Annotated in this window: 15 protein-coding genes; 4 read left to right on the top strand and 11 right to left on the bottom strand. The window is 39.3% G+C overall.

Annotated elements, in window-relative coordinates; all coding sequences use genetic code 11:
• The first annotated feature begins 199 nt into the window (after window positions 1-199).
• The gene (locus tag M2444_RS06150; RefSeq protein ID WP_094870195.1) at window positions 200-1165 is read left to right on the top strand and encodes an NAD(P)H-dependent flavin oxidoreductase; all 966 of its coding nucleotides are present in this window, start codon (window positions 200-202) and stop codon (window positions 1163-1165) included.
• Window positions 1166-1282: 117 nt separating this feature from the next.
• Here the strand turns inward: M2444_RS06150 and M2444_RS06155 are convergent, their stop codons facing one another.
• The gene (locus tag M2444_RS06155) at window positions 1283-1498 is read right to left on the bottom strand and encodes a hypothetical protein (protein WP_234532155.1); all 216 of its coding nucleotides are present in this window, start codon (window positions 1496-1498) and stop codon (window positions 1283-1285) included.
• 349 nt (window positions 1499-1847) lie between these two features.
• On the opposite strand from M2444_RS06155, the gene M2444_RS06160 reads away from it, so the two are divergent.
• Both M2444_RS06160 and M2444_RS06165 read left to right on the top strand, forming a co-directional pair.
• Complete coding sequence (locus M2444_RS06160) at window positions 1848-2246, top strand: DUF2871 domain-containing protein (protein ID WP_094870196.1); 399 nt, start codon at window positions 1848-1850, stop codon at window positions 2244-2246.
• A 188-nt stretch (window positions 2247-2434) separates the two neighbouring features.
• A complete protein-coding gene (locus M2444_RS06165) occupies window positions 2435-2863 on the top strand; it encodes a VOC family protein (RefSeq protein WP_042189935.1) in 429 nt (142 codons plus the stop codon).
• Window positions 2864-2950: 87 nt separating this feature from the next.
• Here the strand turns inward: M2444_RS06165 and M2444_RS06170 are convergent, their stop codons facing one another.
• From M2444_RS06170 to M2444_RS06185, 4 genes are read right to left on the bottom strand one after another with little or no spacing between them, the layout of a single operon-like run.
• The gene (locus tag M2444_RS06170; protein WP_280786534.1) at window positions 2951-5293 is read right to left on the bottom strand and encodes an ABC transporter permease; all 2343 of its coding nucleotides are present in this window, start codon (window positions 5291-5293) and stop codon (window positions 2951-2953) included.
• A gap of 2 nt (window positions 5294-5295) precedes the next feature.
• Window positions 5296-6201 carry an ABC transporter ATP-binding protein gene (locus M2444_RS06175; RefSeq protein ID WP_256990353.1) on the bottom strand — a complete coding sequence of 302 codons (906 nt, stop codon included), beginning with the start codon at window positions 6199-6201 and terminating at the stop codon, window positions 5296-5298.
• Between the two features lie 26 nt (window positions 6202-6227).
• On the bottom strand, window positions 6228-7502 hold the full coding sequence (locus tag M2444_RS06180; RefSeq protein WP_280786535.1) for a HAMP domain-containing sensor histidine kinase: 1275 nt from the start codon (window positions 7500-7502) through the stop codon (window positions 6228-6230).
• A gap of 2 nt (window positions 7503-7504) precedes the next feature.
• On the bottom strand, window positions 7505-8188 hold the full coding sequence (locus M2444_RS06185; protein ID WP_094870200.1) for a response regulator transcription factor: 684 nt from the start codon (window positions 8186-8188) through the stop codon (window positions 7505-7507).
• A gap of 66 nt (window positions 8189-8254) precedes the next feature.
• On the opposite strand from M2444_RS06185, the gene M2444_RS06190 reads away from it, so the two are divergent.
• Window positions 8255-9517 carry a serine hydrolase domain-containing protein gene (locus M2444_RS06190; RefSeq protein WP_280786536.1) on the top strand — a complete coding sequence of 421 codons (1263 nt, stop codon included), beginning with the start codon at window positions 8255-8257 and terminating at the stop codon, window positions 9515-9517.
• 35 nt (window positions 9518-9552) lie between these two features.
• On the opposite strand, the gene M2444_RS06195 is transcribed toward M2444_RS06190, so the two are convergent.
• The 6 genes from M2444_RS06195 to M2444_RS06220 form a co-directional block, all read right to left on the bottom strand.
• Complete coding sequence (locus M2444_RS06195) at window positions 9553-9912, bottom strand: hypothetical protein (RefSeq protein WP_094870202.1); 360 nt, start codon at window positions 9910-9912, stop codon at window positions 9553-9555.
• Between the two features lie 270 nt (window positions 9913-10182).
• Complete coding sequence (locus M2444_RS06200; RefSeq protein ID WP_280786537.1) at window positions 10183-10326, bottom strand: hypothetical protein; 144 nt, start codon at window positions 10324-10326, stop codon at window positions 10183-10185.
• 94 nt (window positions 10327-10420) lie between these two features.
• The gene (locus tag M2444_RS06205; RefSeq protein ID WP_280786538.1) at window positions 10421-10648 is read right to left on the bottom strand and encodes a hypothetical protein; all 228 of its coding nucleotides are present in this window, start codon (window positions 10646-10648) and stop codon (window positions 10421-10423) included.
• A gap of 14 nt (window positions 10649-10662) precedes the next feature.
• Window positions 10663-11724, bottom strand: a complete 1062-nt coding sequence (locus M2444_RS06210; RefSeq protein ID WP_280786539.1) for a TIGR04066 family peptide maturation system protein — start codon at window positions 11722-11724, stop codon at window positions 10663-10665.
• Complete coding sequence (locus tag M2444_RS06215; protein ID WP_280786540.1) at window positions 11721-13139, bottom strand: radical SAM/SPASM domain-containing protein; 1419 nt, start codon at window positions 13137-13139, stop codon at window positions 11721-11723. Before M2444_RS06215 ends, M2444_RS06210 begins: the two co-directional genes overlap by 4 nt.
• Window positions 13090-14877 (bottom strand): ABC transporter ATP-binding protein, encoded by a 1788-nt coding sequence (locus tag M2444_RS06220; protein WP_280786541.1) that lies wholly within the window; start codon window positions 14875-14877, stop codon window positions 13090-13092. Before M2444_RS06220 ends, M2444_RS06215 begins: the two co-directional genes overlap by 50 nt.
• Between the last annotated feature and the right edge of the window lie 62 nt (window positions 14878-14939).

The raw sequence follows: 14939 nt of genomic DNA on the forward strand, positions 1-14939 counted from the left end.
TTCTCTCCTTTTAATATTGCTATTTATTGTATCATAAACGGATTTCTATATTTCCCCCTCCTATATGATGGACATGATATTTAACATAGTTTGAGCATGCGCACAGTCACATCTGCAAAGATTTAACTGTGATACCTTTATAGCTGTTACTCCAGTAGACATTGTATAACGGTCTACAACTCGTGAAAGAGGTGCGTATATGAAACTGCCAACAATCCAATTTGGGCATATTAAATCCAAGGTTCCTGTAATTCAAGGGGGTATGGGCGTAGGCATATCCTTAAGTGGCTTAGCTGCTGCTGTAGCCAATGCAGGTGGGATCGGCACCATTTCTGGTACAGGAATCACCACTGATGAACTGAGAATGCATATTCGCAAAACAAGAGAGCTCTCAAAAGGGATTGGATATATCGGGGTGAACGTTCTATTCGCGATGAAGGATTTTGCCGAAAAAATGAAGGTCGCTTTGGAAGAAAAAGTGGACTTTATTATTTCTGGAGCCGGGATTTCCAGAGATATTTATGCTTGGGGTAAAGAGTATGGTACTCCTGTGGTGTCTATTGTTTCCTCCGCCAAATTAGCCAGAATATCCGAAAGACTTGGTGCCTCTGCAGTCGTAGTGGAAGGATTTGAAGCTGGGGGCCATTTGGGTACAGAGAGATCCATGTTCGAAATTCTTCCTGAGGTTGTAGAAGCCGTTTCGATTCCAGTAATTGCTGCTGGTGGAATTCTGACAGGAGAAGATATCGCAAAAGCCCTTCGGATTGGAGCTTCTGGTGTTCAGATGGGGACTCGTTTCGTGGCGAGCCATGAATGTGATGCTCCACTGGCCTTTAAGCAAAAATATGTAGATGCCCAGCAAGGTGATACTATTCTAATTAAGTCTACAGTGGGGCTAGATGGCAGAGCAATTCGTAATGAATTCACAGAACGCATTAGTGATGATGCCAAATTAAAAATAGCCAAATGCTCTAATTGTCTAAAGGTTTGTTCTCATCGCTTTTGTACCATGGAATCTCTGCTAACTTCTCTTAGGGGAGATGTTAAGAACGGGTTAGTGTTTGCCGGGTCCAGAGTTCATGAGATTAAAGAGATATTGTCCGTACAGCAGATAATCGACAATTTAATGCATGAGTATCAAGGAGCATTGAACCCCGCAACTTAAGATTATAATACGATGCTTATGCGATAATACAGATAAAATAAGAGCCCTTTGTTGTATGCAACAAAGAGCTCTTTTTAAAAGGCGTTAAATATAAGTTGATTCTACATCAACATCGCCTTACATCATTCCACGAGTATTAGAAATGCCCTCTTGTTGATGACAGCTCTTATACATTTGTTCTAGCTCGGAATCACCTAAGTTAGGATGTCTTTCTTTCATAAAAGGCAACATCTCTTTAAAAGTGCTTGGAGCAAACCCGGCAGCATAAGCTGCTGTTCCAATTCCAAATGACAAAATAACTACACAGATTACTGCAAATACTCCTCTTTTCAAAAAAACCATCTCCTACTTTATAATACGGAAAAAATCAATACGAAAAAAATTTGCTGAAACCAACATGCACATCAGACCCATTCCCATAACTAGAATGGCTATAATCCAATCCGCTTTTTTCATATTCATCCTCCCGTGCCATCGAACACCCTGAATCCAATGAATAGTGGGGTTCAATAATATTAATGATTATAGATGAATATTGTGTGGAAACTATGTGGGACATGCTTAAGAGTTTAATTTTTGTCAATTTCGTGAAATTAATCACTACATATTCATTTGTTCATACTGCGTTCTTATTTGCAAGATATGATTTCAATATAACAATAAACATAAAGGAGTCATGATCATGAAAAAATTGTATTACACTTCTTTTTTCTATGCCATTCTTGGTTTGATAGCGGGTGTTGCTTATCGTGAAATTACCAAAATGAATGATTTTGAAGGAAACACCATCTTAGTTGCACTTCATACTCATATCCTTGTACTGGGCTTCTTCTTCTTTATAATCGCATTGATCCTGGCCAAGTTATTTAACATCCATGAGGCTAAATCCTTTGGTGCATGGTACATTGTATATAACATTGGTCTCCTGATCACGATCGGTACTATGGCCACTCGCGGGATGCTGCAAATTAACGGGACTGATATCAGCTTCTTACCGCATATTGCAGGTCTCGGCCATGCCATAGTAGGTGCTGGTATCATATGGCTACTAATTCTGCTCGGTAAACGAATTAAATCATAGGGAAAGAGCTGCTGGATCTTATTCCAGCGGCTTTTTTGATTAGTCATATTTAAGTTCATACCAAATGAGACTATAAGTATATTTGTTTATACACTGGTAAATGATACAATATGGAAGTCGCGAGATATCTTAAATTTTAACTTAAAACTATGCTTTCGATGCCACCAAAACTTTTAAGGAGTGAAGTAATGTCTATCGATGTTTATCTGAATTTCAACGGGAATTGTCGTCAAGCTGCAGAATTTTACGCGGAGGTGTTTGGTGTTGAACGTCCACAAATCATGACCTTTGGCGAAACACCACCCGATCCCAATTTCACTCTTCCTGAAGAAGCTAAAGATTTAGTTATGCACACTCGCTTGAATATCGAAGGCAGTAATGTAATGTTCTCTGATGTTTTTCCAGGCATGCCTTTCGTGGAAGGAAACAACATAAGTCTTTCGGTAGTAAGTAAGGATTTGGATGGCATAAAAAAATATTTCCATAAGCTTAAAGAAGGCGGCAAAGTAGGCATGGAATTACAAGAAACCTTCTGGAGCTCGTGTTATGGCAGTCTAAAAGATAAATTCGGCATCGATTGGCAATTCAATTATGATGACGGACGAATGAATATGTAATAAAAATAACAACGAGTATAGAGTGGCTGCGAAACCTATTAATACAGGTGCGGCCTACCTCCAACTCGTTGTTTCTTATTCAAGCGCTTAGTCCATAATCAAATCATATACACTAACCTTCCGAATCCGTCTTGCAACTAGCATGGATACCACATAAGCAACTACTAGAATGACCGCACACAGTAGAAGCACTTGAGGCAAACTAACCGCCAGCTGAACGTTATAGATGCCTAGACTTGAAAGCAATAATACAAACGCCGAATCCGAGAAAATATACCCCACTAAACTCCCCAGCACTACTCCAACTACAATCACCGGAAAAAGACTGAACGTAATCTGTGTCATTAGATTAAAGGTGGTATATCCGATACCTTTAAAAATGCCGAATTCCCGCTTACGTTTCATAATCAACGTCTTAATCACTAAATACAAAATTAGACTGACTACAAAAATCGTAACCACAGTAATCACCGCTGTCATAGAAGATACTGCTGAAGTAAATGTATTAAGTGTACTATCCATCGCTTCTCGAACGTTAGTAATGCTCCATTGTCCGGGGAAACGCGCTTCCAGATCCTTCGCAAAAGCATTGGAATCTCCCCCGTCTTTCAGATACACATTGATGGACTGAGGGGTGTACTCCGGTTGCAGTCTTTTCATTCCATCACCAGTCATGCTCGCTACCATCCCCAGTTGATTAATCTGCTGGCTTAGACCAGTGACTAAATAATTCACCGTTACACCATTAAAAGTGACCGGAACCTCGTCCCCTACATTTATATTCTCCAATTTTGCAATAACACCGGAAATCGAAATTTCGTTATCATAAATGGGTTGCCTGCCTTTGTATGTTGTTTGTGTCTCCAGCTGGCTAAAATCGTCTGACACTCGAAGCATAAAGTTAGTATCTTTGATCGAAGCGGCCAGGCTATCCAATACAGTCAACTTTTTAACTATTGGCATAGCTTCTAATTCACTAAACATCCCCTGCTGCAGATCTCCGTTCTTTGGCAACAACATGAAATCGCTTCGTTCTATGCCTACCAACTTTATAACGGCGGAGGTATCTCCTTTAAAGTTGAAATTCAGTATAGAGCAAAAAATACTAGAAAAGGTTAATCCGGCAACAATCAATATGATCATCATATTCTGTTTCATCTGTCTTAATAAAGCTTTAAGGCTTAAGCTGAATTGCAGATTCATTCGGGATGTTTCGAGTGGAATAGGGTTCCGCTTGAAATTGTGAGCATGGATTCCGCTCTGCAAAGCAGCAATCGGAGTAATATTCCGAATTCGCCGGCTCGACAAATAAGTAACAATAGCAACCAGTCCAGAGACGACAACCAAACTAAGCGCTGCACTGCCCACTTCAAATGATACAGGCCACAGCAGCCCGATCGAAGACGAAATCATATTCCCTACCAAAGGCATAACTAACCCAGCTACCCCTCCTCCCGGTATAGCTGCGATGATGGAAACCGCGGTGAACTGAAGGAGAAGCGAGTTTTTGATCTGCCATGAGGTATAACCATTCGCCTTTAAAACACCGATGTTAGTCAAATTATCTTCAATATGTCCTAATATTTGAAACCGGATTACAATAAGCGAAATCAGAACCATAATAAGTGCAAATACGATCAAAATAGCTGCTAAAAGATTAACAAAAACACGGTTCCCTTCGAGTCCGACTTCCGCCCGCATTACTTGAAATGGACTCTTAATTCCTGAGGCAAAAATCCGCTCACTTATCATTTGTTCCAGCTTTACATCCTTTGAAGGATCGGTAACATCTGCTGATAGAAAGCTATACTGAGCTTCAGTTCCAAGACGTTCCTCCAATTGCTTATAGCCTTCATCATTTAGAAATACTTTTAAAGCTCCATTCGTTAACGTCCCTAGTAGCGGCTCCTCAATAAATCCGCCGATGGTATAAGAGAATTGGTTATTATTGTATACAAAAGAAAAGTTATCACCTAGCTCATACCCCGATCCTACATGGAATAAATAAGGCAGATAGATCAAGTTCGGATCCCTAGATTCGAGCGGGGTAATAGTCTTGAATAGTCCCATTGTCCGCGGTGTATCCGCATTGAGAATTATAAAAGCTACAGTAGTATCCGTTTCTCCATACTTCATTTTTGCGTCTGCTAATAGAATCGCTGCTTCATTCTCCCAAGATTCGGTATATGGATAACTATCCACAAGCCCCTCGTACTCTTTTAGATGATCATCTTTTGCAAAATATGCACTTAATTCTGGAGTCTTTAATTCAGTCATTTTTTCTTGCTGAAAAGAATTAAGCTTCAAGCTGACCGTGAGACCAATGTTCAACAGCAGCGCAGCTATCATGATCAATACGAAGAGCGTAATCGTTGCACTTTTTCTTTTGCGAATATTGGACCAAGCAAGTTTCCCTATTAAGCTTCTCATCCCTACCACCCCAATTCGGTCAGAAAGGACTGTAATTGCTGTTGCCGTTCAGGTCCACTATTTTCGCTATAAGGGGAAAGGCGCAAATCTCCAATGACTACTCCATCCTGCAGATACAAGATCCGATTACCACGCAGCGCAGTTTTGAGATCATGTGTTACCATAATTATGCTTTGCCCCTGCTTATTCACCTCGGTTAGGACACGCAGTACCCCTATTCCAGCTGAGCTATTTAGCGCTCCAGTTGGCTCATCAGCAAATACCGCTTTTGGACTGTTGATCAGGGCCCGGATAATTCCGGCACGCTGAGCTTCACCTCCAGAGATTTGCGCCGGAAACTTCCCCCAGATGGAGTCATCCAAGCCTACATCTAAGAGCAGCTTTTTGGCTTTTTCCACAGCCCCGGCCCTATCCTTTTGTACAAGAAAAGCACTTGATAATACATTGTCGAGGACACTCATTGAATCGAGTAGATGGATCTGCTGAAACACAAATCCACAGTTCTTCCGCCGGAATATCGCCAGCTGATCATTACTCATCGCCGTAATATCTTTACCTTCAAACAAAACCTCTCCAAGCGTTGGCTTATCCATTCCCGAAATGGCATACAGCAGTGTTGATTTACCAGAACCAGAGCTGCCCATGATAATCGTGAAATCACCATGATATAAGGTCAGATCTAGATTTTTTAATACATGCTGCTGAGTTCCTCCATGGGAGAAGGTTTTTCCAAGCTTATGGGTCTGCATCAATACTTTATTATTCACTTCGTTCATGTTGAACACTCCATTTACGTTCATGCTCATTAATTGCGTTAACAGTAACCCTTGCTCTCGCACAATATAATGGCTGCAATCACTGGCTGATTCGTAATTGCAACCTAATCGTACGTTAAATGTTCTTAACATGTCTTTGTGCAATCCTTAGCGAATTCTTAATTCTTTCCTGCTAAAGGAATCAGCAGCTTTACAGTAAATCCATCCTCCCGATTGGAGCATACAATATCGCCCTGCATTTTTTGCATCATATAACGAGAAATATACAGACCTAAGCCTGCACCGTTCTGGCTCACGGCTAAACTGCCCCGAAAAAATTTATTGAATATTAAAGGTAATTCCTCCTCTGGAACACCAGGACCGTAATCCAGAATATCAACCTCCAGATAATGATCCCTAATCTCGAATTTAATATCGATGTGTGTACCGGAGAAGGCATATTTATAGGAATTGTTCACTACATTATCGATGACCTGCTGCAGCCGTAATGGATCCGCCATAATGATGCAGTCTGGCACAGATGCAGCTGAAATTCGTTCGTAGAAGTTCACATTGTTTATAATTTGGGTGAGCAGATGACTATGCTCCTCCGTTAAGCTGACTTTTAGTTCATTCAGCTCCTCCAAGGTGGAATGGAACATGTCTGTGACCAAGCGATCAATCTGATCCGCTTTGGAATATAAGGTGTTTAGCTGTCTGCTTGTCTTCTCATCTCTTGCGCTTAATAACATCAGTTCCGTAATCGCCTTCATCGAAGCGACGGGGGTCTTAATATCATGACTAAGACTGGCAACCAGCTCCTTCTTACTCTTGTTCGCTAAATATTCACTATGCCTAGCCGCCGCAAGCTCTTCCCGCATCATATCGAAGCTTTCGGTAAAGGCACCAAATAGATGATTACGATCCATCGCAAGTGGCACTTCAAGATCACCTCTTGCGATATGGTTCGCAAATAGCTGCATTTTGCGAAATGGACGAAGAATGGATCTATTCAGGAACCAAATATAGAGGATGCCGAGAATTGTAAGCAAAAGCAGCATCGCAACAGAAACTTGTATAAATTGTTGTTTCATATGTATAAAAATCGTACGGTAATCATTATTAATAATTACTTTACCCACCAGCTGATCCTGAACAACAACGTCGACTAAGGTATCCCGATTATTGATAGCTTCGTTAATGCTAATGGAAATCGCATTTTCAGTCTGATATTTCAATTTACCAGACGTATCGATAATGGCGAAATCATAAGGACTTTCCATGTACAGTTTCGGATCAATTTTATCCCAATGCTGCTCTGTAAGCTTAACGATGGTATTGATCGCCACTCGGTCTGTGGAGGTCTCCACCTTCAAATTGAATATCAGGAATAAGAGAGTTATACTTGCAGCGAGTATTGTGAGCATTAGGGCCAGTAGCAATTTTTTAGTCATCGCTATTTATCCTCAAAAGCATAACCGATACCCCATACGGTACGGATGTACTGTGGATCGTTAGGATTCTGCTCAATCTTCTCACGAAGATGACGGATATGTACATTTAAGGTGCCATCTCCCGCAAAAACATCCCCCCATACCTCTGTAAATAGCTCCTCTTTAGCGATTACCCGATTTTTATGCTGGATCAAAAACTTAAGCAATTTATATTCCATTGTTTTCAGCTTGAGGGGTACGCCGTTAAGACTTGCCCTTCTGAGTTCGGGATCAATCTGGATGGGGCCGGATTCAAGAAAAGAGGACTCGGCTACAACTTCGTTGTTGTACCGTTTAAGCACCGCTTTTACTTTTGCCAGCAACACTCTCAGGGTATACGGCTTATGAATATAATCATCTCCCCCGATATCAAGTGCAATCAATACATCATCCTCACTGGAGCGGGCACTAATAAACAGGATGGGAATCCCGGTCGTCTGACGCAGCTCTTTGCATAACTGAAAGCCGGATTCACCGCCTAAATTAATATCAAGGAGTAACATCGACACCTGATGCTCACACAAAAAGTTCCGGCAGGCATCGGCGCTCGTAACAAATGCGGTTTGAACATCAAACAAATTAAAATATTCGCAGGTGGTCTCCGCAAGCTCAATTTCATCATCAATAATCAAACAATCATATCTCATCGATTTCTCTCCGCTTCAACAGAATTTATTAATATGTTAGAATATGCCTTTAAGGAGGGGTTACCTGTGGATACACAATTCCAGCGTCTGGAGCACTATTTAGATAAATACGAACAAAGCTGGCCATTAAGTGGCACAGTCTTACTAGCTCAGCGTGGAGAAATCAAGTTACATAAAGCGTACGGATATGCGAATCTTGAACATCAGGTCCCGAACACTTTAGATACCAAATTCCGGATCTGGTCACTTACCAAATCATTCACTGGCATGGCTATCCTGATGCTAAAAGAACAAAAACGTCTCAGACTGGAAGATCCAATCCTAAAATATCTCCCTCAGCAGCATGCACTAGAGGGGATTACCATCCTTCACCTGCTGGGACATACCTCTGGTATAGCCAACTACACTTCCATACCCGAATATAATCAAAAATTAAATAAGCTAAAGCTGACTCCACAAGAGATGTTACAGCTATTTGTGAGTCAACCCCCTGCATTTATGCCTGGCACTTCATTTGCCTATAACAACTCAGGTTATTATTTGCTGGGGATGATTATTGAGAAGATTACAGGGATGACATTTGAAGATTATATCACTACTTTTATATTACAGCCTCTGGGCATGGTAAATACAGGAGTTTATAACAATCAGCAGATTATTCCAAAATTAGCCTCGCCTTATCATTCTTCTTGGGGAGAGTATACTCAGGGGGAATACATAGATATGAGCTCTATCTTATCCGCTGGCGGGATGTATTCGACGGCTGCCGATCTTTTCCTGTGGGATCAAGCCTTGTACTCCGATCAATTAGTGTCTCATAACACCCTTGAGATGGCTTTTCATTCCAGTAATCTCAAATATCGATTTGGTTGGTTCTTGGACGAACGTTTTGATCGAAAAAGAATGTATCACGGCGGTGCCTACCGCGGCTTCCGAAGTGAACTACATAGATATCCTGAAGATCAAACAAGCGTCATCATGTTGACCAATTACGATTGCGTACCCGTCACCAAATTAACGGAATCTCTAGCTGGATTAATATTTGGTGAACCTGAAAGGGTGCCTGTCTCTCCACAAGCCTTCCCTCTTGATGACAGCATTTATGCTTCATATATGGGAACCTATGAGGGATATGGCTGCAAAGCGAGCGTGGAGCGTAGTGGGCAAGATTACTATTTTGTCTGGAATGATGTAGAAGTCACTCCCTTTTATCCCATCTCGGAAACAAGATTCCATCATACGAAGCATGATTCGGAATATGAATTTAAGCGGAATGCTCAGGGTGAGCTTTCATTTCTGGGGATGCACAAAAAACAAGACAAGTCTTAAATAGACCTGTCTTGTTTTTTTGATTCGTGTCTGCCCTAGGCCTTGGCTATAATGATAAACTCAACGAGAAGTACAAGTAAGGCAGTAGTTACACCAAGCGAATTAATTACTGTTAAAGCATCCGGGTAGCTTTCTTTCCGAAATTGGGAGAATAAAGATACCATCCATAATACACTGAAGAATAGCGCGACCAATCCAGAAATCGCCTCACTATCCACTTTTCTGCTCCGCATAAATAATCCTACAAGGCCAACAACGGTAAAAACCATGTATATAACAAGCTCTATGGATGTGATGACAATCGCCTCGCCTGCAGAGAACAAATGCATTAACATGTATTGAATCCCTAAACAAATAAACACAAGCTGGTTAAAAGAAACTTTGCTCACTCTCATAGCTTATCTCCTTTTAATTTAAGTAAACCGCAATAAAAAGATAACGCTTTCATTATATCGATAATTAAAATAATCCTCTGTGACTTTCAATACTCTTCCGATATCAGCTCAATCAAAACAAGCCCTGAACAAAAAAATCTCCTGGCAATATTGTTGCCGGAGATTTTATATTAGAGTTAAAATGCTGACATAAAGGATGTATCCAAAACAGCCAATTTTCTAATCAAACTTCGTCAAAAACAGGATCTCAATTAATGATGCATAAATCCATTAATTTTTAACAGCATTCAAAGCATCTAATTGGTCACTATGTCTTTTTTCTGTAAAAATAAGGCATAGGCACATACACCAGCAAGTTGCAAATGTAGAGACCATAGGAGCTACTTGTTGAGAAGCGTTTTTATTCAGTTCCATTGTTTAGTCCCCTCCTTTCAGTTTGTCATAGGGTCTGTTTTGAATACATCTCTTATGTCAGCATTAAGAATGATAGAGTGAAATTTCCATGCCACTACTTTAGATGGTTCGGAATAACTTCAATAAGTTTTTCTACAGTTAAGTCTTTGATTTCACGGACAAAAGAATCATTGATTTGGAATCCTAGTTCGTTCTCGAGATCTGTTAAAATATAAATGATATTTCTAACAGAAGTTACACCTAATAGATTGGTCGTTCTATCGAATTCTTTAACATAATTTTTGACTGTTTCTTCTATAACCTGTTCGTTTTGATACAACAACTCCTTCCCCTCCTTTAAATCATCGGAATATTATTTTGCAGCTCACTCATAATTCTTCTAAAAGCCTCTTCTTGACTTGTAGAATTAGAATGATTAAAAGTATACAGCCCCTCTTGAGAATAGGAGTTATTTTCCATTGAGTCTCGATAATCTACAGAATAGTATTCTAGTTGTCTTGCTTCTGGATTATATAAACAAACATTCTCAGAAATATGATAGTAATCAATATTAACGCCATATTTGTATAAACAAGTGGACTTCATTTCTTTCAAATGAGATTCGTCGTAATTTCCGTTATACAAACTTAATATTGTGATATCTGGTGTGACTGCATTACTGATTAGAAAAGGTATATACCCATATCCATTGGGAACTGAAGTGCTATACTTTAGAATGCTTCCTGGAACTCCAATAATAATGACATCTGGATTCTCAGCTTGTTCTATATATTTAATATAGGCATTCATACTCTCGACCTGTTCTGAAAACGTTAGATCATTGCTGTCTATACTGTCTGGGATTGTATGGTATCCCCATAATCTAGATAGTGCATTACTGGAAATCAAACTCATCTTATATCCCGAAATGCGAAAGTTTTCACTTAGTTTAAGCTGCAAATTCCATTTTCCGCAGTTTTCCCCCATCCCCATAATTAAAATAACTGGGACGTCGATACTCGCTAATGCATTCTGTTTCGATATAGAAGGATGCTCTAGATTCAGACACTCCCAACCCTCTATGGTTGATTGGTTTAATATAGTTTTTAATTCAGCCACGTACATAATATGCTTTCCCTTCTCTTCTGCAAGTGAAGTTAACCGGCAGTAACCTGATTCATCAACTTGAAATTGAGGCTTACATAATAACAGTACATCCACTGAGTTAATCAGATCATTTAAAAAAAAGCTCTCTTCATCACATATTAAAGCCTTTTTAGTGTCGTCCACTTCATCGAATGACTCCCAGCCCTTTGGAACTACGGCATACATCAGCTCGAATTTCTGAAGCTCACTTTCTGTTAGCAATAAAGGCATCAGACCTTTATGAAAAGGGTAAACCGCCAGTTTTTTCTTCACAGTGAAATATCCTCTCTTTTAAACTGATATTTAAATTCCCTCATCATCGTATAGTTCTTCAAATTCTCTAATGCCGACGCTTTAACCCTGTTGCATTTGCTAAGCTTATAGCTTTCTGAATAATGTTCATCCTTTCCATTATCCGCTGCAGCGGGGCATATAGAGCAGCAATGAAAGGCCCAGCATTCTTTACAGTGTTGTTCCGTAACTGCTCCAACATTCAAAATTTCTCGAACCTTTTTAATATCAAAACCATCCTGAAGATTTCCCATTTTCATCAGTGAAGAATTTTCATCAATACGCTCACAAGGAAATAAGTTGCCGTTTACATCTACAAAAAGTTTTTTCAAGCCTGGTATACAAGTCCCGCTAGGATGAGCAATTTTCGGAGTCTCATTGATTGGCGAAAGAAACTCTTTGTAGCTATAAATGGTTTCAATATCACGTTTATGATAGGCCACAGGCTCTTCTTTTACTTTTCCTAGCAGCAATAGATATGCCTTCAAAGCTTCGTAATTTCGTTCTTCAAAATAAGCCTCACCATAAACGAATTCCGTCTCTGTATAGTTCATGGATAGTGTATTAAAGTTAACTTTAGAGAGGTCACTAACTCCTTCTCCCGCTCTAAAATAATCAAAGATCTCTTCGAACTTACCATCTGGACTAATAACTGTATTGAACTTCAGTTTTTGATATAGATCAGGATAGTTATCTCGAATATGTACAACATTACGATATACAATCTCATAGGAACCACGTCCATTTACAAACGTCCTATTTTCATTATGAACATCCTTCGGTCCATCCAGGCTAATCATAATGGATATGTTAAAATCACGAACTTCCCTTGCAAAACTATCATCCAGAAGTGTGCCATTAGTAGTCATACCAAAGGAAATTTCTTTGCCGCTGACTTTTTCCTGTGTATATTTCATAGTATCTATGATGAGATTTTTTTCAATCAAAGGCTCCCCACCATAAAAAGCTACATGCAAGTGGTCCACGTCTTTAGAATGGGCTACAAGGAAATCAATCCCTTGCTGCAGAGTATCCCAGGTTATATTCAGAGCAGAATGTGAACGATTATTATAAATTTCATTGCTTGAGTAAGGACAGTAACCACAACGCAAGTTGCAATTTTGAGACATTTGAAAAGTGATTGAGTTTACACAGCGCTCTAACTGGTACTCCAACATTTGACTTGCCGGATGCTCAATTTGTAGAATCGGAGATTCAGCTAGAAGCCCTCTCTTTTGAAAATCTTTAAGCACATTTACATCAGCTTCCTCATAACTGCCTTCAGAAATATGACTTAACGCTTCATACTGATTCTGTTTGATTTTATAAATACTGTTTTTATTCATGTCATAGACGTAATGTAGATTCGCTCTCGTTTGAAAAGGAATAAAAGGCATCCGGGGTTTCCTCCCTTTGAGTACTAGTAATCATTTCTCTAAAACTCTCCTGAGATGTATACAACTCATCAAAAGTTCCTATCCCAAGAACCTTGCCACCATTTAAATAAATGATCTTATCTAATCTCTTTAATACTTCCGGTCGATGCGTGATAATGATAGTCATCATATAACGATCGGAAGATAACAATTCCTCGTTAAAAACCTGCTCCGAGTAATAGTCATAGCTTGAGGTTGCTTCATCCAATAGCAGAATTTTTGTATCCTTACGTGCTAATGTTCGGGCAAGTGCTATTTTTTGTTTTTGTCCACCCGATAGTTTAGCGCCATTGTAACCAATTCGAGTGTCCATTTTTTCGGGTAGGTCTTGGATAAATGAATATGCCCCTGACTGTTTGCAGCTTTCCAATATCTCAGTAAGTGTAAGCTCTTCAGAAATGTTGATATTATTCGCCACAGTATCATTGAAAAGATAATTGTTTTGAGCCATCAAGCTCCATATCGAGCGATAGGATTCAAAAGTATACTCTTTTACATCTTTATCGTTTATTTTGATGCTGCCTTCAGTAGGCTCATAGAATCTTAGCAGCAGATTTACAACGGATGATTTGCCGCTGCCGTTCAAACCAATAATCGCTACTTTCTCACCTTTTTGAATGGTGAAATTCACTTGATCCAGAGCTTTTTCATTCTCATAAACTAAGGATACGTTTTCGAATTTCAGATCATTGATAGATATTGATTCTAATAATTCCTTCGCTTCCGGTTTATCAATTTCAGCATCCGTATTTAGAAATTTTAAAAACCGCTCAAAAGCTGGTTTCACGCTGGATAATTGAGTAATCAAATACGATATGATAGTAATTGGTTCAAATACCAATGATGAGTACGAAATGAAGGATACCAGACCACCAATAGTGATCTCATCTTTTTGGATTAACCAAGCACCGTACAAGTAAAGACCACAAGTAAACAATGTCGTCATAAATGAACCCGATATACTATCAATAAATCCATAACGCATTAACTTGGATTTAGCATTTTTACTTCCATCCAGATTTACTTTCAGTTTCGCAAGCCGTTTTCCAGTAATCCCCCATACTTTTATCGCTTCAATGCCACTAATTGCATCCCCTAACCATTCTGAGAAATTTGATTGCAAGTGCATAATGATTTCATATACCTTTACTTGCTTTTTATATAAAAAACTGCTAATTAGCATTTTGACTGGAATTGTAGCGAGCATAACTAGAGTTAATTTCCAGTTAATATAAAACAATGCTGTTAAGCCGGCGAAAACTTTAAATAGATTAACGAAAGATGTTAAAAATTGCGTGTCTGTCAAAGACGATATGTTGGCGATATCTTGAAAAAGCTCAGACATCACTACTGAGAAATTTCTGTCTTTAAAAAATTTCGTGCGTACGGATAACACATGTTTACAAGCTTTCTTATTCAAGTCATATGGTATTCTCACACTTATTTCCTTGTAGTAATAGAATTGAAAAATACCAAGTAATTGTTGGATAAGGAATACTAAAAAAATTAGTCCTACATATTGAATAACTCGATAGAAATCCAAACCTAGAATACCAATGTCAATAAGTTGCTTGGTAAACCAAGGCGTCAAAAAGCTCCCTATAGAAGTCGCCAACATAACAATACTGATTATCCAAATGTTTTTACGGTAAGGATGAAATAATTCTTTAATGCTGGTCCATACTTCATTGTGTTTCATTTCACATGACTCCTCGCGACATATACTGAGACTAGCCTCATCCCATCTCAATACCAACAAAA

This window comes from Paenibacillus sp. PastF-3 (assembly GCF_029893135.1).
GTDB classification, from domain to species: Bacteria; Bacillota; Bacilli; order Paenibacillales; family Paenibacillaceae; genus Paenibacillus_AQ; species Paenibacillus_AQ nitricinens.

Excerpts from the sequence above, each read along its gene's own strand:
- M2444_RS06150 (WP_094870195.1), top strand. The coding sequence starts at position 200 with ATGAAACTGCCAACAATCCAATTTGGGCATATTAAATCCAAGGTTCCT.
- M2444_RS06160 (WP_094870196.1), top strand. The coding sequence starts at position 1,848 with ATGAAAAAATTGTATTACACTTCTTTTTTCTATGCCATTCTTGGTTTG.
- M2444_RS06165 (WP_042189935.1), top strand. The coding sequence starts at position 2,435 with ATGTCTATCGATGTTTATCTGAATTTCAACGGGAATTGTCGTCAAGCT.
- M2444_RS06170 (WP_280786534.1), bottom strand. The coding sequence starts at position 5,293 with ATGAGAAGCTTAATAGGGAAACTTGCTTGGTCCAATATTCGCAAAAGA.
- M2444_RS06175 (WP_256990353.1), bottom strand. The coding sequence starts at position 6,201 with ATGTTAAGAACATTTAACGTACGATTAGGTTGCAATTACGAATCAGCC.
- M2444_RS06180 (WP_280786535.1), bottom strand. The coding sequence starts at position 7,502 with ATGACTAAAAAATTGCTACTGGCCCTAATGCTCACAATACTCGCTGCA.
- M2444_RS06185 (WP_094870200.1), bottom strand. The coding sequence starts at position 8,188 with ATGAGATATGATTGTTTGATTATTGATGATGAAATTGAGCTTGCGGAG.
- M2444_RS06195 (WP_094870202.1), bottom strand. The coding sequence starts at position 9,912 with ATGAGAGTGAGCAAAGTTTCTTTTAACCAGCTTGTGTTTATTTGTTTA.
- M2444_RS06200 (WP_280786537.1), bottom strand. The coding sequence starts at position 10,326 with ATGGAACTGAATAAAAACGCTTCTCAACAAGTAGCTCCTATGGTCTCT.
- M2444_RS06215 (WP_280786540.1), bottom strand. The coding sequence starts at position 13,139 with ATGCCTTTTATTCCTTTTCAAACGAGAGCGAATCTACATTACGTCTAT.
- M2444_RS06220 (WP_280786541.1), bottom strand. The coding sequence starts at position 14,877 with ATGAAACACAATGAAGTATGGACCAGCATTAAAGAATTATTTCATCCT.